A 21,373-nucleotide genomic window follows, 5' to 3' on the forward strand; every position below is an offset into this window, starting at 1 on the left:
TCGGGTGCGGCGAGCCGGTCAGCACGGCAGAATGGCCCGCATGGCTCACCCACGTGCAGGATTGCCGGCCCAGCCCGAGGATCTGATCGACGTCGAACAGGTGATCGGCGCCTATTACGACCGCCGTCCCGACCCCGCCGATCCCGATCAGCAGGTCGTGTTCGGCACCTCCGGCCACCGCGGCTCCAGCCTGGACACGGCGTTCAACGAGGCCCACATCGCCGCCACCACCCAGGCCATCGTCGAATATCGGGCCGGGCAGGGCATCACCGGTCCGCTGTTCATCGGCAAGGACACCCACGCGTTGTCCAAACCGGCCTGGCAGACGGCGATCGAGGTGTTGCGCGCGCACGACGTGACGGTGCTGTGTGAGCAGGATGATCAGTACACGCCGACACCGGCGGTGTCCCGGGCGATCATCAATCACAACCGCGAGGCGGCACCGGCCGACATCGCCGACGGAATCGTGGTCACGCCTTCCCACAATCCGCCGCGGGACGGGGGTTTCAAGTACAACCCGCCGCACGGCGGTCCGGCGGACACCGATGCCACGAAAGCCATCGCAGCGCGCGCCAACGAGTTGCTCGGTGACCTCGATCGGATCAAACGGACGCCGTTCCAGACCGCGATCGGAGACGTGCACCGCTACGACTACCTCGGCTCGTACGTTGCCGATCTTGCGCTGGCTCTTGATCTTGCGGCGATCAAGAGCGCAGGCGTGCGGATCGGCGCGGACCCGTTGGGCGGGGCCAGCGTCGAGTACTGGGGCCGGATCGCCGAGGTGTACGGGCTCGACCTGACGGTGGTCAACCCGACAGTCGATCCGCGCTGGGCCTTCATGACCCTGGACACCGACGGCAAGATCAGGATGGACTGCTCGTCGCCGAACGCGATGGCCTCGTTGATCAAGAACAAGGATGCCTACGACATCGCCACCGGCAACGACGCCGACTCCGACCGTCACGGCATCGTCACCCCCGATGCCGGGCTGATGAATCCGAATCACTATCTGGCCGTGGCCATCGGCTACCTGTACGCCCACCGGGACGGCTGGCGGTCCGATGCCGGCATCGGCAAGACGCTGGTCAGTTCGTCCATGATCGACAAGGTGGCCGACGATCTTGGTCGGCGGCTGGTCGAGGTCCCCGTCGGTTTCAAGTGGTTCGTGGACGGGCTGCGTACCGGAGAGATCGGCTTCGGCGGCGAGGAGTCGGCCGGAGCATCCTTCCTGTCCCGTGACGGCAGCACCTGGACCACCGACAAGGACGGCATCCTGCTGGCTCTGCTGGCCAGCGAGATCCTGGCTGTCACAGGGGAAACGCCGAGTCGGCATTACGCCGAGCTGGAAGCACGGCACGGCAGCCCCGCCTACGCGCGGGTGGACGCGCCGGCGACCCGGGAGCAGAAGGCGAAGCTGGGCAAGCTCGACGCCGATGCGATCACCGCCACCGAACTGGCCGGTGACAAGATCACCGCGGTGCTGACCAGGGCACCCGGCAACGACGCGCCGATCGGTGGCCTGAAGGTGACGACGGCCAACGCGTGGTTCGCCGCCCGACCGTCCGGCACCGAGGACGTCTACAAGATCTACGCGGAGTCGTTCCGCGGCCAAGATCATCTGACTCAGGTCCAGGATGCCGCCCGGGAGGTCGTCAACGCGGTGCTCTGACCGGCAGGTTCGACGGTCAGCTCACTGCTGGGCCTGCTCGGCCGCCGAGTAGCCGAAGTGCAGGAAGTCGGCCACTGCCATCTCGGTGAAGATCGCCGCGATCACCCGGGTCGCTCTCGGCGCGAAGAGGTAGCCGGCGGTGAAACCGGTGGCGACCCACTGGCCCAGGCAGAACGGGCAGCTGACCAGCTCCCCGATCGCCTTCTGCAACCCCGTCCCGCGGGCCTCCTCGGCCAACTCGGCGTCGCCGGACCGGTCGGCGAAGCGGGTGAACGGCGCCCTCATCGGACTGGTCACCGGGTCCTTGGCGATCAGCCGGGTCACCTTGTGGGTTGCCACCCCGGCCAACACGATGTCGGCCGCCCGCGGCGAGTTCAGCCGGCCGAGACTGCGGGCCAACAGGCCGAGCCCGCCGGCGAACCCGGCATAGGCGGCCATCACTCCGAGGTATGAGCCCAGCGGGCGATCCGCCGACCCCGAATACTCCGCGGCCACCCGCCGCCACCAACCGCGTCGTCCGGTCAGGGGCGCGCCGTGCTTGTCGCCGTCCCCGTTCGATGAGCCAGCCACCAGATCCTCCTCGCCGATCGTCCACATCACTGACACCCTGCGCGTACCCAGTCGATGGCGCATTCCACGGCAGCCGCGGCCGAACGGCGTGGGTGAACGGTGGGTTAACTCCGGGCCACCGGGACTGAACTTTCTCCCGACACCTTCTGCCCAGGGCCGTTCTCGGCTCGACAGCGACCGATCGGCTGGCGTTGACTCTGCGCCGTGGAAGCACTCTTCATCCTGATCGTGGTGATCGTGGTCGCGTTGGCGTTCGACTTCACCAACGGTTTTCACGACACCGGCAACGCGATGGCGACCTCGATCGCCACCGGCGCCTTGAAACCTCGAGTTGCCGTCGGCCTGTCCGCCGTGCTCAACCTGGTCGGCGCCTTCCTGTCCATCCAGGTCGCGCTGACGGTGACCAACAAGATCATCGACATCCAGGGTGACAGCGGCGCCCCGATCTCTTCCCTGATGGGGATTCCGATCCTGACCATCATCCTGGCCGGACTGGTCGGCGGCATCCTGTGGAATCTGGCGACCTGGTTGTTCGGGCTGCCGTCCAGTTCCTCGCACGCACTGTTCGGCGGCCTGATGGGCGCGGCGATCGCCGCCCTCGGCTGGGGCGGAGTGAAGTGGGACGGGGTGATCACCTCGATCATCCTGCCGGCACTGTTCGCGCCGGTGATCGCGGCACTGGTCGCGGCGATCGGCACCCGGCTGGTCTACAAGATCACCCAGAGCCTCGAGCCGGCTGGCCGGGACAAGGGCTTCCGCTGGGGCCAGATCGGCAGTGCATCGCTGGTCTCGCTGGCCCACGGCACCGGTGACGCGCAGAAGACGATGGGCGTGATCACGCTCGCACTGATTGCGTACGGCAGTTGGACCAGCACCGACTCGATTCCGTTGTGGGTCAAGATCGCCTGTGCACTGGCGATCGCGACCGGCACCTACATCGGCGGCTGGCGGGTCATCCGTACGCTGGGCAAGGGGCTGGTCGAGATCGAGGCTCCGCAGGGCATGGCCGCCGAAACCGCTTCTGCAGCAGCGATCCTGACCTCGTCCCACCTCGGCATGGCGCTGTCCACCACCCACGTCGCCACCGGCTCCATCCTCGGCACCGGGCTGGGCAAGAAGGGCGCCGAGGTGCGGTGGGGTGTGGCCGGCCGGATGGTGGTGGCCTGGGTGATCACGCTGCCCGCCGCGGGCCTGGTCGGTGCACTCTGCTGGCTGATCGCCCATGCGCTCGGGCCCAACGTCGGCACGGCGATCGTGCTGGCCCTGTTGATCGCGGCTGCCTCGTTCATGTTCGTCCGGTCCCGCCGGACCGCAGTCAACCCGGACAACGTGAACTCCGAATGGGAGGGTGGGCTGGCTCCGGGGGAGAAGGCCGCGCACGCCTTCACCGAGAACCCTGCCAAGGCAGCCTGAGAGGCGAGTTGATCATGGAAATTGTCAAGGACACCCTGACCGCGCTCTGGCAGGTGATCGTGGCCGGAATCATTTTCGGAGCTGGACTTCCCGCGCTGTTCGCGCTCGGACTGAGGGCGCTGAACTCCGGCCGTACGATCAACGCCGACGGCACCGTCACCGTTCATCCCGGTACCGGCGGCCGGGCGACCGCGTACGTCATCTTCGGCTTCGTGATTGCGATCGCGCTCTTCGGTATTGTCGTGATCGTCTTCGGCAAGCAGCTCTTCGCGCACTGACCCCGTCGAATCGGAGGACCGAGTATGGCCAACCACACAACGGAATCCGCGGCGACCGGCTTCTCCGTGATCGACCGCGTGCTCGGCTGGCTGACCGACGGTTACCCGGACGGAATCCCGAGCCGCGACCGGTTCGCAGTCATCGCGGTGCTGAAGCGCCGACTGACCGACGACCAGATCCTCGAGATCGTCGCCGAGCTGACCGTGCGGGATTCGCCGGCACTGACGGACGGTGAGATCGGCCAGGCCGAGGTGGAGGAGTTGATCACCCGCGTGCTGCAGGAGCAGCCGTCGGCCGAGGACGTCCACCGGGTGTCCGCACGGCTGGCAGCCGGCGGCTGGCCGTTGGCCGACGAGCTCGAGATCGCCGCCGGGACGCCCCCGGACGAACCGGGCGAGCACCGGGACCGGCGATGACCCCGACCTTCCTGGCGGCGATCATCAGTTGGCTCCGGGCCGGCTATCCCGAAGGCGTTCCGGAGCAGGATTACGTGCCGCTGCTCGCGTTGCTGCGCCGTCGTCTCTCCCCCGACGAGGTCAAGCGGGTGGCCGAGAAGATCATGCGCACCGACGAGCAAGCCGACGACATCGACATCGCCGTCCGGATCACCAAGATCACCAACGAACTGCCCAGTGAGGCCGATGTCGCCCGGGTGCGCGCCCGGCTAGCAGCTGCCGGTTGGCCGTTGGCCGATCCCCACCGGAACTGAAGGTCAGCCTGCTTCAGCGGCCAGCCACGCGTCGAACGTGGTCGGCGCGAGTTCGGCGTCGGCCGGCGCCAGCAAGTCGTCCCGGGCCAGCGACGGGCTGAAGATCCCGCCCCGCCATCCACCGACCACCTCGACCTCCTGACCACGGGCCGCCAGGGTGCGCTGGGCCATCGACACCATCTCCTCCGGACGTGGTCCGGCGATCGCGCGATGTCGGCGTTGCGGGCCCTCGACCGCGATCCTGGCCAGAACGGCTGCCACGTCGGCGGGAGCGATCGGCTGCAGCGTCAGCGGCGGCACTTCCGCCACACCGTCACGGATGGTGGCGCCGGCGATCATCGCGGGAAAGTCGTGGAACTGAGTGGCCGGGACGATGCTGTACGGGACCGGCCCCTGCTCGATCGCCGACTCCTGAGCCCTTTTGCCTGCGTAGTGTGCGTTCTCGGGCACCTTCTCCATGCTGGCGATCGACAGCAGCACGTGATGCCCGACACCGGCGGCCTGCTCTGCCTGCAACAGATTGCGCGTGGTCGAGCCGAAGAAGTCGATCATGGCTTGCTCGGTCCCGGGCCGCGTGTTGAGGGTGTCGATCACCGCATCCACACCGGCCAGCGCCCGCCCCAGGCCGTCGCCGCTGGTGACGTCAACTCCTTGACGCCGACTGATCGGCACGACCTGATGTCCCTGCTGCTCCAGCACCTCCTGGGTCAGCCGACCGATGCGTCCGGTGGCTCCCGCAATCGCAATCCTCATGGGGATCTCCTGTCCTCGAGATGATCAGAAGCGCCCGCCCAGGCTGATCTTGCCACCCGGCCGATCGATCGTTTGGGCTCGGGTCGGATGACGAGACGGTCAGGGTTCAGAACCGGGCCGGCTCGGTGTATTCGCCCCAGACCTCGCGCAACCCGTTGCAGATCTCGCCCATGGTCGCCTCGACCCGGACCGCGGCCAGCATCGGCTCGATCAGATCGTCCTCGCCGCGAGCAGCGGTGATCAACCGCTCCAGGGCCGCGTCCACCGCCGCTTGATCACGTGCTGCCCGGCGCTCGGCGAGCAGTCGACGCTGCTCGGTCTCCACCTCGTGACTGACCCGCAGAATCTCCAGTTCGTCGGTGATCGATTCGGTGTGGGTGTTGACACCGACGATCAGCTTGTCGCCCTTCTCCAGCTTGGTCTGGTACGCGAATGCGGCCTCGGCGATCTCGCCGGTGAACCAGCCCTCCTCGATGCCACGCAGCAGGCCGGCGGTGATCGGGCCGATCGGATGCTCGGTGGTCCGGCCGCCCTGCCCCAGTTCCTCGATCTGGGCGAAGATCCTCTCGGCCTCGGCCTCCAGCCGGTCGGTGAGCTCCTCGACGTACCAGGAACCGCCGAGCGGATCGGCGACGTTGGTCACGCCGGTCTCCTCCCCGATCACCTGCTGGGTCCGGAGCGCGATCTCGGCGGCCCGTTCGGTGGGCAGCGCCAGCGTCTCGTCCAAGGCGTTGGTGTGCAGGGAATTCGTGCCGCCGAGGACTGCGGCCATGGCCTCCACCGCGGTCCGAACCACATTGTTGTACGGCTGTTGTGCGGTCAGCGAGACACCGGCCGTCTGGGTGTGGAAGCGCAACCATTGGGCCCGCGCTGTCTTGGCCCCGAACCGATCCCGCATCCAGCGAGCCCAGATCCGCCGGGCCGCGCGGAATTTGGCGATCTCCTCGAAGAAGTCCACATGCGCGTCGAAGAAGAAGCTCAGCCCCGGTGCGAACCGATCAACCTCCAGTCCGCGGGAGAGCCCCAGCTCGACGTAGCCGAAACCGTCGGCCAGAGTGAAGGCGAGCTCCTGCGCGGCCGTCGAACCGGCCTCCCGGATGTGGTAGCCGGATACGCTGAGCGGCTTGTAGTCCGGCATCGTCGCACTGGTGTATTGCATCAGGTCACCGATCAGCCGCAGGTGCGGTTCGGGTGCGAACAGCCACTCCTTCTGAGCGATGTATTCCTTGTAGATATCGGTTTGCAGGGTGCCGTTGAGCTTGCTGATGTCAACACCCTGACGTTCGGCGGCCACCACGTACATGCAGAAGGCGGGCACCGCTGGGCCCGAGATCGTCATCGAGGTCGTCACCGCACCAAGATCGATTCCGTCGAACAGCACCTCCATGTCGGCGGCGGAATCGATCGCCACTCCGCAGTGGCCGACCTCGCCGAGGCTGCGCGGATCGTCGGAGTCGCGGCCCATCAACGTCGGCATGTCGAAGGCCACGCTCAGTCCGCCGCCGCCGGCATTCAAGATCATCTTGTAGCGCTCGTTGGTCTGCCGGGCGTTGCCGAAACCGGCGAACTGGCGGATCGTCCAGCTCCGGCCGCGGTAGCCGGTCGGATAGAGCCCGCGGGTGTAGGGAAACTCCCCCGGCCAGCCGATCCGCTCCATCCGCGGATCGCCCGTTTCGTCCGTGTCGCCCGTGTCGTCCGGCGGACCGTAGACCGGATCGACCGTCATCCCGGAGAGGGTGCTGAAGTCCGCGTCGCGGACCTTGCCTTCCGCCTCGGCCCGGGCGTAGGCCTGTGCCCAGCGGCGTCGTCCCGCCGCGGTGCTGTTCGGATCGTCAGGGTTCGTCATCGGTCCCACCTCCACGGCCGATACTAGGACGCCCTAGTAGTTTTGCCGATTCTGCGATCAGAGCTCCTCGGCCGGCTGATGACTGACCAGGCCGACCAGGTTGTCCTCGCTGTCGCGCACGAACGCCATCCACTCCTGGGTGTTGGCCGGACCCAGGGCGTCGTCCTCGTGCCGGAAGATCACATGCGGTTCGGTGTCGATCCGCACGCCGCGCTCGCGCGCGTCGGCGACCAGGCTTCGTACGTCATCGACCCTGAAGTAGATCATCGACGACGAACTGCCCTGCTCCAGCAGCAACCGGACGGAGCCGACCTTGAAGAACACCAGCCCGGGCGGATCGAACCGGCCGACCGGCTCGGCCCGCAGGAATTCGGCGTACCACGCCGCGGCTCGATCCAGATCGGTCACCCGCTGGGCAATCTGCAAGATCTCCATCGAGCCGCCTCTCAATGTGTGGATGCATCGAATCGCCATCATGGCAGCGACACGACAACTGATGTTCACCTGTTGGCAAATTCGTCTACCTAGCGTGCGGGCCATGTCGACAGTGGCGATCATTCCGGCTCGGGGCGGATCCAAGGGCGTGCCGGGCAAGAACCTGCGTCCGGTCGGGGGCGTACCGCTGGTGGCACGCGCAGTCCGGACCTGCCTGGCCGCGACCTCGATCGATGACGTCTTTGTCAGCACCGACGACTCGGCGATCGCGGAGGTAGCACGCCGCGCCGGCGCCGAGGTGATCGAACGGCCGGCCGAGATCGCCGGCGACACCGCGACGTCGGAGTCGGCGCTGACCCACGCGATCGCGGTGATCACCGAACGTGATCGGCAACCGGACGTCATCGCCTTCGTGCAATGCACCAGCCCGTTCATCGATCCTGGTGATCTTGATCGAGCGGTGGAGTTGATCATGACCGACAGAGCCGATTCGGTGCTGTCGGCGATCGAGACGTACGAATTCCTCTGGCGCGATGCCGATGTCTCGCTGCCTGCGGGCACTGGCCAGGTGATCGGCCAGAACCACGACGCCGCGTACCGCCCGTTGCGTCAGCAGCGCCGGCCGGATTTCCGTGAGACCGGCGCCTTCTACGTGATGCGAACTGACGGTTTCCTGGCCCACCGGCACCGCTTCTTCGGCCGGACCTCAGTGGTGGCCGTGTCCGAATTCGGATCGCTGGAGATCGACACCGTCGAACAACTTCAGTTGGCTGATGCGATCTGCACCGGGGAGCAGAGGCAGTCGCGAGCACTCCCCATCGACGTGGACGCGGTGATCACCGACTTCGACGGCGTGCACACCCCGGACACCGCCTACATCGACGCACACGGCAACGAACTGGTGGAGGTCAGCCGCAGCGACGGACTCGGCGTGGAGCGGCTGCGCCATGCCGGCCTCCCGTTCCTGATCTTGTCCAAGGAGACCAATCCGGTCGTGCTCGGTCGTGCCACCAAACTCGGCGTCGAGGTGCGGAATGCGATCGAGGACAAGGCGACCGCGCTGCAGAAGTGGCTTGCCGACATCGGCGTACCGCCGGAGCGTGCGGCCTATCTCGGCAACGATGTCAATGATCTTGGACCGATGTCCGTGGTCGGCTGGCCGATCGCCGTGTCCGACGCGCATCCGCAGGTGCTGGCCGCGGCGAAGATCGTCCTGACCGCTGCCGGCGGGCGCGGCGCCGTGCGCGAACTGTGCGATCGGGTGCTCGCAAGCCAACCTTGATCAACTGGGCTTGATCAACCTGGGCTTGATCAACCTGGGCTTGATCAACCTGGGCTTGATCAACTTGGCCCGATCAACAGGGGTCGATCAGTCCGTGGATCCCCTACGGTAAACGGAAACGTGCGAGGTCGACTCGCCGGTGAACTCCGAACCGGTCCAGTCGGCGTGGCGGCTCTCCAGCTCAAGGCCGGCCAGCCGCCCCATCAAGTCCAGTTCTGACGGCCAGATGTAACGCTGCGGAGTGCGATTGAGAACCGCCTCATGACCCTCACCGAAGTGGAAGTGATGCGAGACCAACCGTTGATTCACGGTGTCGATGGTGTCCAGGCCGATGTAGTCCTCCCGGACGGCGAAGATCGACCCGCCGGTGCCCGGTGCCATCGTTCGCAACGACGGCACCCCCAGCTCGATCACGAACCGTCCGCCGGGGGTCAGGTGCCGCGCGGCGTTCTGGAAGCACGCCACCTGTTGATCTTGCTGAAGCAGGTTGCCGATGGTGTTGAAGACCAAATAGACAAGGCTGAACGTGCCGTCGGCCCGGGTCGTCGCCATGTCCCCGTTGATCACCGGAATCGTGGCCTCGTCGACCTTCTCCCGCAGCCTGTTGATCATGTGCCGGGAGTATTCGATGCCGACCACCGGTACGCCGCGCTCGGCCAGCGGGACGGCGACTCTCCCGGTGCCGATGGCGAACTCCAGGGCCCGGCCATCACCGGCAAGCTCGGCCAACCGATCGATCGTCGGTCCGAGCACTTCCGGCGAGAACATCCCGTCACCGGGTGTGTCGTATTCCCGAGCCGCCTCGGCGCCCCAGAGTTCGTCCTGCGTCTTGGAATCCCAATCCATGCCGATCATCCTGCTGTGGCAACGGAGCCGAGACAACCGCTTTGCGGGCCAACTGGCGACGTCCACCACTCGCGGAGGCCACTGAGGACCCGGAATCCCTCCAACCAAACGGATTTGGCCACAAGACCAATGCGCGGGACAGTCCTGAGCAGCTCTGCAAACACCCGGTTCCGGCGCACCGAACCCCGATTTCGGAGGCGGCTCCCGAACAGACATCCGAACCGGGAGAAGATGATCATGGAAACAGACAGAAGCTGATCATGATGGATCCAGATCACCAGCATGATCATCGGCAGTCGGCGGGACGTTCTCGACTGAACCGGTGCATGGCGACGTTGGCCTCGTGCCAGCCGTCGACGGATCCGCAGTCGTAATAGCTACCGGATGCGATCGAGACGCCGACCGAGCTGTCCTGCTGCAACCGGACCAGGGCATCGGTGATCATCCGCTCACCCGTCTCGGGATTGCGACCGATCGAGCAGACGGTCCGGAATGCCTCTGGCGTGAGGTAGTAGCGACTGATGTTCGCGTAGCTGCCGCGCGCGGCCGAGGACTTCTCCGTCAACGACCCCAGCCGCCAGCCCGAACCCCTCGCCTCGAGCTCGACCATGCCGTAGCGATCCTTCCGCTCGGCGGGCACCCGGGCAACCTGCATCGCAGCAGCGCAACCGTCGGCTGCGGCACGCAACGCCGCCACATCCGCAGTATTACTTCCGCCGACGGGGGCCAGCAGCAGGTCATCACCAGAGCTGTAGAAGCAGCAGCGATCTCCGACGAACTCGGCGGCGAGGCTGGCCGGCACGGCAGTACCGTAGTCACCGCTGCTCACGTCCTGTTCGATCAGGGTGAACCGCGCGGCCGCGAGTTCGGTGTGAGCCGCTTCGATCGCCTGGTACTTCCTCGCCCATCCACGAGAAGCCAGCTCCTCCCGCGCGGTCGGAACCCCGGTCACGTACTCGCCGATCGCGCGATCACCCTGATCAACAACGATCGCGATGTCGCGGACCCCGGCGGCGACGAGGTCGGCCAGCACATAGTGCAGCACCGGGTAGTTCAAGATCGGCATCAGACTCTTCTGCACCACCGCTGTCACCGGAAACAGGCGACTGCCATAACCGGCGGTCAGCACGACGGCACACTCATCAAGATCACTCATCGGGCCAAGCATCCCAGTCCCGCCCCGAGACTGGGGTACACGCATGGCATTGGCGTGTTCTCCGGCCGTCTTCGGCCGGCAGCTACGCCACAACGCCCACTGGGCGTGCGTGGATTCCGACGCAGCCCAGGTGACCTCCCACAGGTCACCTCTCTCGCTCGCCAACAGGACTTTGACCAAACTTGCAGGACTTTGACCAGGACTGTCAGACCTTGTCTCTAGAATCAGATACATGTTCGATTACGAGGTCGACGAGCTGGACGTCGCCGGGGCCGCCGACGCGTTCAGTCTCGTCTCCGAACTCGGGCTTCGGGTGCCGTGTCAGAAACTCATGTTGGCCGCGCACTGGGCCGACCTCCACCCACCCGAGGGTTTACTGCCGGCTGACGCGGGCGCAGGAACCATGATCGGCGAACGGGCGCAACAGCTCGGCGGCGACGGCACACCCCAAGTGGCGGAATTCGCCCCGGCCGAGCTCGCACCGATCATCCACCGCAGCATCGGCCAGGCCCGCAGCCTGATCGCCGACGCGATCGACCTGCGGCACCGCTTCCCGAGGATCTGGCGCAAGGTCCGCCGCGGCATCGTCGAGGAATCCACCGTCCGGCTGATCGCCCGTAGCTGCCGCGAACTATCCCAGGCCCAGGCCGGCGAGGTCGACCGGATGCTGGCAGCCCACCTGATCGGCATCGGCCGCACACGCTTGGAACACCTTCTCGACGCCGCCATCCTCCGAGTCGATGCCGAGCACATGGCCCAGCTGGCCCAAGAGGCCCGCCGATCCCGCTACATCCACTTCGGCCAAGCCAACGAACACGGTCAGAAGTCGTTCTGGGGACGGATGGATGCCCCCGACGCGATCCGGATGGACGCCATGATCAACAGACTGGCCGACATCATCTCGCAGGCCGACTCCCCCATCCCCGGCGTGCCGGACCGCGGCGCGCAGACCCGCGAGGAGTGGCGCGCCGTTGCCCACAATCTGATGGGCAACCCGGTCCTGGCCGCCAAGATCCTGATCCAGCATGAGCAACCCGACCTGTTCGACGTCCTGACCGAACTACAACAGCCGCCGCTGCGTCACGACCCGGCCAGCGGCAACGTCCACCCCGACCACTACCCGCTCAACGATCCCCAGCCGGCACCGGCCGACTCCGATCTTGAACCACCCGACGACGAGGAAACCCTCCCACCCGACTGCGAGGACGCCGACTGCGCGGACCCCAACCGCTGGAAATCACGCCCCGGACACGGTCATCAGGACCGCGTCGGCGACGACAGTTCACAGAATTCGCCCGAGCAAGATCACCGATTCACGCCCGCAGACGATCAAGTCCGCGACCGTCACGGCTCCGATGGTCAAAATCGTGATGGTGCCGGCACCGATGCCCCTGATCTTGACAACACCGATGCTCAAGACCCCGCACTTGCTGGCGCAGATGATCCGGACCGCGATCCTGACATCCACGATGATCATGATCGTGATCTCGGTGGCCCAGATGATCATGATCCGTCGACCGGCAATCTGGACCCGTTCCAGCGGCAACAGTACGAAGAACAGGCCGTCCGCCTGATCTTGCGCCACCTCGACCCGCGCAAGCTACTGCCCTCGGCAGTGCTCTACGCCCACCATTACCCCGGCGACACCGACACCCCGATCGCCCGCGTCGAAGACCTCGGCCCGGCCAGCCTGGAACAGCTCGGCCAATGGCTCAGCACCTGTGCCGTACGGATCCAACCCGTGATCGATCTGAACAGCATCCCTCCCGCGGACGCGTACGAGATCCCCGATCGCATCCGCACGGCCATTCAACTGCGCAATCCGGCCAGCATCTTCCCCGGCTCCAACACCGTGTCACGACGGATGGACCAAGATCACACCAGACCGTTTCGTCGACGTCCCGACGGCACACCCGCCGAGCCCGGCCAGACCGGCGTACACAATCTCGGGCCGGAGAACCGCCCCGAACATCGCTTCGTCACCCACGGCCGCATCTCGGTCCGACAACCGGTGCCAGGCACCTACACCTGGCGAACACATCTCGGGCAAGTGCTGATCACCAGCGCCGCCGGCACCTTCGATCTCGGCAACGGCGAGTTCGCCCGAGCAGTCTGGCACGCCAGCGCACCCCGCGACACCGTCACGCTGATCGCCTGATATCGCTTGCCCGGTTGGGTCGGCATACAGCAGGGTCGTCTGCATGCCGTCTCTGATCACCATCACCGGCCCGATCGCTGGGGGCAAGAACACGGTCGCCGACCTGTTGTCCGAGCGCCTCGTCGCGGGCGGTCGTACCGTGGTGATCGCCGATGTCGACGACGTCGCCGCGATGGTCGGCCCGCCGGGCGCAGGCGCGGCCGGGCTGTGGTTCGACGCGCACCGCGCCCATGGGGCGCTGGTCGGGCAGTGGATGCGGTCGGCGGTCGAGGTGGTGATCACCGTCGGGCCGATCTACACCGCAGCGGAACAGGACGCGCTGTACGGGCAGCTCCCACCCGATGCCGAACCGCTGCGCATCCTGATCGACGCTCCCCTCTCGGCGACCTGGCAACGGGCTACTGCGGATCCCGATCGGGGCATGTCGCGACAGCGCGAATTCCATGAATCAGCACATGCACGGTATCGCGCGCTGATGCCGGACATCCCCGCGGACTTGATCTTCGATTCCGGCGAGCTCAGAGCCTCCGACATCGCGGACGCGATCCTTCGTCAAGCCGACCTCGCCTGAGCTCACCTTGCCGACCGACGACCTTGGCGCCGAACGCAAACCTCGATGCATACGATGATCATCACGCCCGATCCTCCCGGTCTGCCGGCGGCTCGACCGACAACCTGTCTCATCGCCGCATCCGCCCGCTGCGCGGTCCGACATCGGCTGCCAGAGTGAACAAATGGAACTCCCGTTGTTCGCGCCCGGATCGACCATGATCGCCGAGGACCGCTGGCACGACGAGCTCTGGGCGGCCGTGCCGCAGCGCGTCGTCGACAGCACCGCCGATCAGCTGGTGACCTATGTGCCGACCGGAGCAGTGGCGACCCGGGCCAGCAACCGCGACCTGCCGGGGACCGAGACGCTGACCCGCGACCAGCGCAAGATGCTCGCCCTACGGACCGGCGTGGCGCGGGTGGCCGAGGTCCCCGAGGCGCCCGACAAGCTGTTCTTGTACCGGTCCGACCGTTGGTCCCGGATCAACCTCGGGTGGCGCAGTACGACCGGCGAATTCCTCGGCTGGTATGTCAACTTCGAGTTCCCTGCCGAGCGCACGCTCACCGGTATCCGCACGATGGACCTGGTCCTGGATCTGTGGGTCAACCCGGACCGTAGCTGGCAGTGGAAGGATCGCAGTGACTACCTGCGCGCGGTGGATGATCATCTCCTCGACGCGGCCGTCCGACCCCACCTCGACGACGAGGCCGCACTGGTACTGGATGAGCTGAACACCGCATCCGGCCCGTTCGCCGAAGAGTGGACGCGCTTCCGGCCAGGACCCGATTGGGCAGTTCCCGTGCTCACCGACGGCCATGCCTGGGGTGGCAGCCTGTGGGATCTGCCGGAAGGTCGCCGCGTCATGCGGACCTGATCACGAGTCAGCGCAAGACGGGCTGCTTGAGCCGCGCTGCGGCATCGTCTGTCAACCATGCCGATTCGTCCGGCGCCGGCACCCATTCCAGCCCGACCAGGCGCGGGCAATCACACACGAGATCGGGATCCAGGCCGAGCACCGGTTCGCCGACGGCGACGGCTACCGCGAACAGCGTGGTGGTGCCGCCGGTGTGCCGGATCCGAGTCAGGTAGCGGGTTGAGGTGACCGTCAGACCGACCTCCTCCATCACCTCGCGGGCGACCGCCTGCTCCGCCGACTCCCCCGGTTCGATCTCGCCGCCGGGTGGCGTCCGGTAGAGCGACCCGTCGTGGCGACCCGAGGCGCCGCGCGCACGCTGCCGAACCATCAGGAGCCGGCCGTCACGCTGGATCAGCGCCGCGACCCGTTCACGCATCGGGATCCACGCCCCGCCCGTCCTCCGTTGCCCGCACGTCGTCGTCCGGCGTGGCAACCGCAGACCCGGAGTCGGTTCCCCGGAGGCCAGCCCGCGTCCGCTTGGACGCGCGCGCGGCCCGCCCGATCGCGCGCAGTAGCGGCTGCGGCAACACCAACCGCAGACGTTGCCTGAGCAGCCGGAGCGGACCGACACCGGCCACCTCACGATCCGCCAGGCCGACCCCGTTCCGTTGCTGGATCAGTTCGCCGATCTTGGCCACCCAGTCGACGTCGTCCTGATCATGGAAATAGTTGTCCCGCAGCCAGTCCGCCGACGGTCGGTGCAACTCGCCGGAGTCAAGATCATCAAGGCTGCCCAGGCAGCCGGACCCGACGAACACCTCGTTGATCATCTCGGCAGAGACGCCGAAGTCGCTCAAGATCAGGATCGGTACGCCGGCGCCGATCGCCTCCAGCGCCGCGGTGGACGAGACCGTGACGAAGCCATCGGCATCGGCCAACGCGTCGGCCATCGAACCTGCGACGAAGCCGACCCGGTCGGCGTCGTACCCCTCGTCCTGAACGAGTTCCTGCCAGAGTTCGGGGTACGGGAGTTGCTCGCGATGGGTCTGCTGCTCGCCGGGCAACGCACGAAGTTTGATCAGCACGCGCCGATCCGCTGGCAGTGTCGCGAACCTGCGCAGAATCTCCTTACGCGGTTGAAGTTCGGCCGGCACCTTGGCCTGCGCGGCGAAGATGATCTTGTGCGTGGGATGCGGTTGCGGCCCTTCGGCAAGCTCAGGGCCCTTGGGTTGAGCTTGTTCGCTCGTGCGCTCAAGGAATGGCAATGTGGCCAGGGCGAAGTCGATCTTGATGCCGAGTTCGTCGGCGAGTTCGGAGAACTCCGAGACCTCGCGCCGGCTGTGCAGGATGAAGAGATCACAGCCGGATCGAAGTTCGACGGCGCGGGCGCTGGCCGGGTAGCTGATGCCGGGCAGGCCGGTGACCAGCACCGGGCGCCGTAGGCCGTGCCGCAGCCTTCGCAGCGACGACACCGCCTGCACCACCGGACCGGTGGCGGCCAGCAACACCACGTCCGGCGGTTCGCGTCGCAGCCGGTTCGCGATCTGGCCGAGCCCGAGACGGTCGACCGGCCGACCCGTCGCAGCGCCGACCTGCGCCTCGGACGGGGCGATCGGGTTCTTGATCAACCACTGCTCGGTCTGCCAGTCGGCCGGCAGTGCCGCCAGCGTCGCCGCGCTCCACTTCAGGTACGAGTCCGAGTCGGCGATCGCCACCACCCGCGGAGTCACCACAGCAACCGCACGTTCATGATCAGAACTCACCGTGATCAGAAGTCACCGGCGGCATGCCGCGGCGCGACGAACACCTCGGTCAGCTCCCGGCACTGATCCTCGTCCAGCGAGCCCAGCCCGAACTTCGCGTCGGTGATGATTCTGCTGGCCCGTTCGGTAATCTCGCGGCCGGCCGGAGTGATCTCGGCGAGTACGGCGCGGCCGTCCTCCGGGTGCCGGGTGCGGGTGATGTAACCCGCCGCTTCGAGTCGCTTCACCAGCGGCGTCACCGAGGTGGCGTGCACCTGGAGCCGCTCGCCGATCTTGCCCAGCGGTAGGGATCCCCTTCTGGAGAAGGACAACAGGACCAGCACCTCGAAGCGGGCGAAGGTCAGCCCGAGCGGACGGAGCCGTTCATCCAGTTCGGTGATCACCAGCTGATGCACCCGCATCAGCGAGGTCACTGCTTCCATCCGCGCTCGTTCCGGCCAGCGTCGTTCCCAGGACCCGGCCGCCGCAGCGATCGGATCGAACGACAGTCGATGACGTTCTGGTGGGTGCGGAGGCTGCTGGGTGGGATCGTGATCGGCCGATCGTTCGGGTGCGATGATGATCAACTCCTGCCGGTCTGCGATGAATCGCCATCCTGGTCCGGCGACACCCGCTGCGGCGATCGCTGCCGCTCCGCGTTCGGCCCGGCGGACTCTGCTGAACCGGAGGATACGGGCTCGGCTGCCGGCCGCTGCGCGGGCTCGACGTCCGGCGAACGATCCGACGCCGGCGACAGGTTCGGTGGCGGCGGCTGGTCCCCCGTCGGTCGCTGGTTGCGCGCAGGTGGCAGATTCGGTGTGCTGTTCGCCGTCTCGGCGGCGCCCGGCCTGCGACGCACGGCCAGCCGAGGCCGAGCACCCACCTCGGACTCCGCGACATGTCGCCGAGCCTGCTGGTGCTCGGCCTGGTCACGTTCGGTCCAGCTCTCCGGCCGCCAGTCGGTGTCCGATGACCAGCCGTCCGCCAGCCACGCGGCGTCGTCATCGGTCGTCGGGCTACCGTCGGTCGGGTCGTAGCCGTCGGATTCAGGATCGTCGCCGTCCTGATCGTACGAGCGACCAAGATCGTCGGCGTCGTGCAGCGGCCGCATGCTGGACCGCAGACCCGAGCGCTGAATCACCCGCTGGATGGTCAGATCGCGTTGATCGGGATGACCCACGTAGCGGATGTCGCGCAGCCCCTGATCCTGGGCGGCCGACTCGAAGACGAAATGCCCGTACGAGAAGATCCGGCCGATCAGCGGCTTGTGCACCGAGATGTCGAGGATCCGGGACATCGGCATGGTTGCGGTGTGCTGGGAGAAGATCCCGTTCACCCGGAACACCCGCATGTTGGTGATCACGAACCGATCCATGTGCGCCGCCAGCACCTTGTAGCCGCCGATCATGATCAACACCAGTCCCGCCGCCAGCGGCAGCCAGGCGATCTGCACCGGCACCCAGAACGTGATGATCATGATCAACAGGCCGAGGAGCATGATCAACATCGGTCCGACGAAGGCCATCGGATGCCGCCTGACCTCGTCGATGATGATCTCGCCTTCGTCGGCGATCAGATGGCTGCTGACCCGTGGGTCCACGAACGCGTGCCAGAACGCAGCCATCTCACCCTGCTCGGGTCAGGAGGTGAGGGACGTGAAGAAGGTGACCACCGCATCCATGCCGTTGCCGACCGCGCCGAACGCGCCACGAACCGCGTCGGCTGCGTCCGTCGGCCGGGTGAACAGGTAGAAAAGCGCGAAGATCACTACCAGCGCGACCACCAGGCGCTTGATCCACTTCACGACTCACTCCTCGTTGCTCGCGCCCGAACCGGACGCCGATACGGCAAAACCGCGACCCTTTCTACCGTGCGCGCCATCAAACCGGACGACGGCACGCCGGGATGCTGGGCCCCCTGAGCAGAAACTGCTCCAATCCGCAGGGTTGCCCGCACACGGGTGACGGAATCAAAGTCCGCGACCCTTCGGCGCCGGGTTGCGAAGCTCAGCAGACGGCCCTGCATCGTTTGGTAGCCAGTGTCGCGATCTGAGACCGCGGCGACCGTGCTGGTCGTCGTTTCGTAACCGGTATCGCGACCTGATAGCCGGCTGGCTACGCGCGCCGGCTTGCCGGGGTCCCTTGGACTCGGCCACGGTCTGTACCTCTTGCTCAGGACCCTGGGGTTGCGTCACCGGTCCTTCGACAGGCCCAGGACCCTGGGGTTGCGTCAGCAGTCCTTCGACAAGCTCAGAACCCGGCTTGCGTCAGCGGTCCTTCGACAAGCTCAGGACCCGGAGGTTGCGTCAGCAGTCCTTCGACAAGCTCAGAACCCGGCTTGCGTCAGCGGTCCTTCGACAAGCTCAGGACCCGGAGGTTGCGTCAGCAGTCCTTCGACAAGCTCGGACCCGGAGGTTGCGTCAGCAGTCCTTCGACAGGCCCAGGACCCGGGAATTGAGTCAGCGGTCCTTCGACGAGCGCAGGACCCCGGTTGGGTCAGCGTCGGTTGATGAGTTCCGCACCCGGTGGTTGCGGCACGCCGTACGGGCCGGCGCGGACCAGGAGGTCGGGTGTTCGGGTTCTGTGCGCGAGACGTGGATGGGACTGGCCGTCCGCATGATGCCCTGAGAACCCTGCACTCAGCCGCCGGAATCGAAAACACATCCAGCACCCTGGGCATCGTGCGGACTGGTTGTCCGCGCACAGAACGCGAACACCCGACCTCCCCCGGGGAACCGGTGCACGTCCCAGGACTCTGCGGCCACGGTCCCGCCCCCGAGGTTGCGTCAAGCGGTCCGCACCCCTTGCTCAGGACCCTGAGGGCTGAGTCGTCGGTCGGGCGCCTTCGCGGAGGGAGGTGAGGACTTGGTCGGCGGCGGTGTAGGCGTCGAGTTTGCCGTCGCGTACGGACAGGGCCAGGTCTTGGAGTTCGTCGCCACGGTGGAACCGGACGCGGCGGCGAAGGTACGCCATGGCCAGGGATTCGACCTCGGCCGCGGCGCGGTGCAGCCGGCGCTGCTGCCAGCTGCCGTCACCCTCGGCGTGGGCGCGATGCTTGTCGATCTCGGCGACGAGCTCATCGATGCCATCGCCGGATGCGGCCACCGTCTTGGTGATCGGCGGCTTCCAGCGGGCCGGATCGCGCTCGGCCATCGCGATCATGGTGCGGATCTCCCGGATCAGCGACTGCACACCGTCGCGATCCGCCTTGTTCACCACGAAGACGTCGCCGATCTCCAGCACCCCGGCCTTGGCCGCCTGGATCCCGTCGCCCATCCCGGGCGCCAGCAACACCAGCGTGCTGTCGGCGTTGGCCGCGATCTCGACCTCGGACTGCCCGACACCGACCGTCTCCACCAGCACCACGTCGCAGCCGGCGGCGTCGAAGACCCGCAACGCCTGCGGGGTCGCCACCGACAGCCCGCCCAAGTGGCCGCGCGACGCCATCGAACGGATGAACACCTCGCCGTCCAGCGCGTGCTGCTGCATCCGGACCCGATCGCCCAGCAGCGCGCCACCGGTGAACGGAGACGACGGGTCGATCGCCAGCACCCCGACCCGCCACTCCCGCGTCCGATAGGCGGCGACCAGCGCGCCGGTGATGGTCGACTTGCCGACGCCGGGGGCGCCGGTGATGCCGATCACGTGCGCCCGGCCCGTGTACGGGGCCAGTGCCGCCATCAGCGGCCGCAGTGCCGGCGAGTCGTTCTCCACCGCGCTGATCAGCCGGGCCACCGCACGCGGGCGTCCGGCCCGAGCGGCCCCGACCAGCTCGTCGATCGCGGCCTGATCGGGTCCGGCGGTCATCGGGTGGGGCTCATCGGGTCGGACTGCTGATGATCAAAGCGTCGCCCTGACCGCCGCCTCCGCACAGCGACGCGACGCCGGTCCCGCCGCCGCGACGTCGCAGCGCGTGCGCCAGGTGCAGCACCAACCGGGCTCCCGACATCCCGATCGGGTGCCCGACCGCGATCGCGCCGCCGTCCACGTTCACCCTCGCGTCGATCTCGGCCGCACTGAGTCCGAGCGCCCTGGCGCTGGCAACGCCGACCGCGGCGAACGCCTCGTTGATCTCGATCAGGTCCAGGTCGGCAACACTCAGACCCGCCTTCTTGCAGGCGGCCTCGATCGCGTTCGCCGGCTGCAACTGCAGCGAGGAGTCCGGTCCGGCCACCATCCCGTGCGCACCGATCTCGGCGAGCACGTCGAGGCCGAGCCGCTCGGCCACCTCGGGGCTGGTCACCACCACCGCGGCGGCACCGTCGGAGATCGGGCTGGACGACCCGGCGGTGATGGCACCGTCCTTGCCGAACGCCGGCTTCAGTCGGGCCAGCGACTCCAGGCTGGCATCCGCCCGCACACCCTCATCGGCAAGGATCACCAGCTCGTCATCGCGGCGCTGCGGAACCCGTACCTCGACGACCTCATCGGCCAGTGCCCCGTTCGCGATCGCCGCGGCCGCGCGCTGATGCGAGCGCACCGCGAACGCGTCCTGGTCCTCGCGGCTGACCGCCACCGAGCCGTCGTTGTGCTGGTCGGTCAGCGCGCCCATCGCCTGGTCGGTGAAGGCGTCCCACAACCCGTCCAGCGCCATGTGGTCGGCCATCGTGACGTTGCCGTACTTGAAGCCCTGCCGCGATTTCGGCAGCAGGTGCGGCGCGTTGGTCATCGACTCCATCCCGCCGGCCACCACGATCTCGCACTCGCCGGCGCGGATCAGCTGGTCGGCCAGCGCGATCGCGTTCAGCCCGGACAGGCAGACCTTGTTGATGGTCAGCGACGGCACCGACATGGGTATGCCGGCCTTGACCGCGGCCTGCCGGGACGGCAACTGCCCGCATCCGGCCTGCAACACCTGGCCCATGATCACGTACTCGACCTGATCGGGACGCACCCCGGAACGGTCCAGGGCCGCCTTGATCGCAATCCCGCCGAGGTCGGTCGCGGTCAGCGACGCCAGGCCACCCAACAGCTTGCCGATCGGCGTACGAGCACCGCCGACGATCACCGATCCCATCGCGTCCGCCTCCTCCTTGAGCCCGATCGATCGAGCCACCTTGCCCATCCTCATCTGCACCCTATGACCCCGTGCCGACATTCCCCAGGGGCG

General features: G+C 67.1%; 22 protein-coding genes. 9 read left to right on the top strand and 13 right to left on the bottom strand.

The window, feature by feature from the left end; translation table 11 throughout:
* The first annotated feature begins 40 nt into the window (after positions 1–40).
* Positions 41–1,669, top strand: coding sequence for a phosphoglucomutase (alpha-D-glucose-1,6-bisphosphate-dependent) (pgm, locus tag FOE78_RS14755; protein ID WP_143986976.1), 1,629 nt, complete (start codon positions 41–43; stop codon positions 1,667–1,669).
* Positions 1,670–1,690: 21 nt separating this feature from the next.
* Here the strand turns inward: pgm and FOE78_RS14760 are convergent, their stop codons facing one another.
* Positions 1,691–2,239, bottom strand: coding sequence for a DUF1360 domain-containing protein (locus FOE78_RS14760; protein ID WP_210414596.1), 549 nt, complete (start codon positions 2,237–2,239; stop codon positions 1,691–1,693).
* 204 nt (positions 2,240–2,443) lie between these two features.
* Here FOE78_RS14760 and FOE78_RS14765 point away from each other — a divergent pair, with 204 nt between their 5' ends.
* From FOE78_RS14765 to FOE78_RS14780, 4 genes are read left to right on the top strand one after another with little or no spacing between them, the layout of a single operon-like run.
* Positions 2,444–3,652: an inorganic phosphate transporter gene (locus tag FOE78_RS14765; protein ID WP_143986978.1), complete on the top strand. Its 1,209-nt coding sequence runs from the start codon at positions 2,444–2,446 to the stop codon at positions 3,650–3,652.
* A 14-nt stretch (positions 3,653–3,666) separates the two neighbouring features.
* Positions 3,667–3,930 carry a hypothetical protein gene (locus tag FOE78_RS14770; protein WP_143986979.1) on the top strand — a complete coding sequence of 88 codons (264 nt, stop codon included), beginning with the start codon at positions 3,667–3,669 and terminating at the stop codon, positions 3,928–3,930.
* A 24-nt stretch (positions 3,931–3,954) separates the two neighbouring features.
* Positions 3,955–4,347 (top strand): DUF3349 domain-containing protein, encoded by a 393-nt coding sequence (locus FOE78_RS14775; protein ID WP_143986980.1) that lies wholly within the window; start codon positions 3,955–3,957, stop codon positions 4,345–4,347.
* On the top strand, positions 4,344–4,640 hold the full coding sequence (locus FOE78_RS14780; protein WP_143986981.1) for a DUF3349 domain-containing protein: 297 nt from the start codon (positions 4,344–4,346) through the stop codon (positions 4,638–4,640). The genes FOE78_RS14775 and FOE78_RS14780 overlap by 4 nt, the downstream gene beginning before the upstream one ends.
* 3 nt (positions 4,641–4,643) lie before the next feature.
* Here FOE78_RS14780 and FOE78_RS14785 read toward each other — a convergent pair whose 3' ends face one another.
* From FOE78_RS14785 to FOE78_RS14795, 3 genes are all read right to left on the bottom strand, one after another.
* Complete coding sequence (locus tag FOE78_RS14785; protein WP_143986982.1) at positions 4,644–5,393, bottom strand: SDR family oxidoreductase; 750 nt, start codon at positions 5,391–5,393, stop codon at positions 4,644–4,646.
* A gap of 106 nt (positions 5,394–5,499) precedes the next feature.
* Positions 5,500–7,239, bottom strand: coding sequence for an acyl-CoA mutase large subunit family protein (locus FOE78_RS14790; RefSeq protein ID WP_143986983.1), 1,740 nt, complete (start codon positions 7,237–7,239; stop codon positions 5,500–5,502).
* Positions 7,240–7,296: 57 nt separating this feature from the next.
* Entirely contained in the window at positions 7,297–7,674 is a 378-nt protein-coding gene (locus FOE78_RS14795; protein ID WP_143986984.1) for a VOC family protein, read from the bottom strand.
* Positions 7,675–7,714: 40 nt separating this feature from the next.
* Between FOE78_RS14795 and FOE78_RS14800 the strand changes: the two genes are divergently transcribed.
* The gene (locus FOE78_RS14800; RefSeq protein WP_228265840.1) at positions 7,715–8,956 is read left to right on the top strand and encodes an acylneuraminate cytidylyltransferase; all 1,242 of its coding nucleotides are present in this window, start codon (positions 7,715–7,717) and stop codon (positions 8,954–8,956) included.
* An 87-nt stretch (positions 8,957–9,043) separates the two neighbouring features.
* Here the strand turns inward: FOE78_RS14800 and FOE78_RS14805 are convergent, their stop codons facing one another.
* Positions 9,044–9,802 (bottom strand): class I SAM-dependent methyltransferase, encoded by a 759-nt coding sequence (locus FOE78_RS14805; RefSeq protein WP_143986985.1) that lies wholly within the window; start codon positions 9,800–9,802, stop codon positions 9,044–9,046.
* A 286-nt stretch (positions 9,803–10,088) separates the two neighbouring features.
* Positions 10,089–10,958, bottom strand: a complete 870-nt coding sequence (locus FOE78_RS14810; protein ID WP_168207534.1) for a sugar phosphate nucleotidyltransferase — start codon at positions 10,956–10,958, stop codon at positions 10,089–10,091.
* Positions 10,959–11,190: 232 nt separating this feature from the next.
* On the opposite strand from FOE78_RS14810, the gene FOE78_RS14815 reads away from it, so the two are divergent.
* The 3 genes from FOE78_RS14815 to FOE78_RS14825 all read left to right on the top strand — a co-directional run bounded on the left by FOE78_RS14815 (position 11,191) and on the right by FOE78_RS14825 (position 14,540).
* Positions 11,191–13,116, top strand: a complete 1,926-nt coding sequence (locus FOE78_RS14815; protein WP_143986987.1) for a DUF222 domain-containing protein — start codon at positions 11,191–11,193, stop codon at positions 13,114–13,116.
* Positions 13,117–13,159: 43 nt separating this feature from the next.
* Entirely contained in the window at positions 13,160–13,687 is a 528-nt protein-coding gene (locus FOE78_RS14820) for a P-loop NTPase family protein (RefSeq protein WP_143986988.1), read from the top strand.
* 163 nt (positions 13,688–13,850) lie between these two features.
* Positions 13,851–14,540, top strand: coding sequence for a DUF402 domain-containing protein (locus tag FOE78_RS14825; RefSeq protein WP_143986989.1), 690 nt, complete (start codon positions 13,851–13,853; stop codon positions 14,538–14,540).
* A 7-nt stretch (positions 14,541–14,547) separates the two neighbouring features.
* Here the strand turns inward: FOE78_RS14825 and FOE78_RS14830 are convergent, their stop codons facing one another.
* From FOE78_RS14830 to FOE78_RS14855, 7 genes are all read right to left on the bottom strand, one after another.
* The gene (locus FOE78_RS14830) at positions 14,548–14,958 is read right to left on the bottom strand and encodes an NUDIX domain-containing protein (protein WP_143986990.1); all 411 of its coding nucleotides are present in this window, start codon (positions 14,956–14,958) and stop codon (positions 14,548–14,550) included.
* Complete coding sequence (locus FOE78_RS14835; protein WP_143986991.1) at positions 14,951–16,285, bottom strand: DUF6716 putative glycosyltransferase; 1,335 nt, start codon at positions 16,283–16,285, stop codon at positions 14,951–14,953. Before FOE78_RS14835 ends, FOE78_RS14830 begins: the two co-directional genes overlap by 8 nt.
* A 5-nt stretch (positions 16,286–16,290) precedes the next feature.
* Entirely contained in the window at positions 16,291–16,707 is a 417-nt protein-coding gene (locus tag FOE78_RS14840) for a MarR family winged helix-turn-helix transcriptional regulator (protein WP_143986992.1), read from the bottom strand.
* A gap of 140 nt (positions 16,708–16,847) precedes the next feature.
* Entirely contained in the window at positions 16,848–17,888 is a 1,041-nt protein-coding gene (locus FOE78_RS14845; RefSeq protein WP_143986993.1) for a PH domain-containing protein, read from the bottom strand.
* 15 nt (positions 17,889–17,903) lie between these two features.
* Positions 17,904–18,068, bottom strand: coding sequence for a hypothetical protein (locus FOE78_RS23645; protein ID WP_168207535.1), 165 nt, complete (start codon positions 18,066–18,068; stop codon positions 17,904–17,906).
* 1,003 nt (positions 18,069–19,071) lie between these two features.
* The gene (gene meaB, locus FOE78_RS14850) at positions 19,072–20,070 is read right to left on the bottom strand and encodes a methylmalonyl Co-A mutase-associated GTPase MeaB (RefSeq protein WP_143986994.1); all 999 of its coding nucleotides are present in this window, start codon (positions 20,068–20,070) and stop codon (positions 19,072–19,074) included.
* Between the two features lie 10 nt (positions 20,071–20,080).
* Positions 20,081–21,280: an acetyl-CoA C-acetyltransferase gene (locus FOE78_RS14855; protein WP_143988814.1), complete on the bottom strand. Its 1,200-nt coding sequence runs from the start codon at positions 21,278–21,280 to the stop codon at positions 20,081–20,083.
* Positions 21,281–21,373: the final 93 nt, after the last annotated feature.

The organism is Microlunatus elymi, from assembly GCF_007362775.1.
Classification (GTDB): Bacteria; Actinomycetota; Actinomycetes; order Propionibacteriales; family Propionibacteriaceae; genus Microlunatus; species Microlunatus elymi.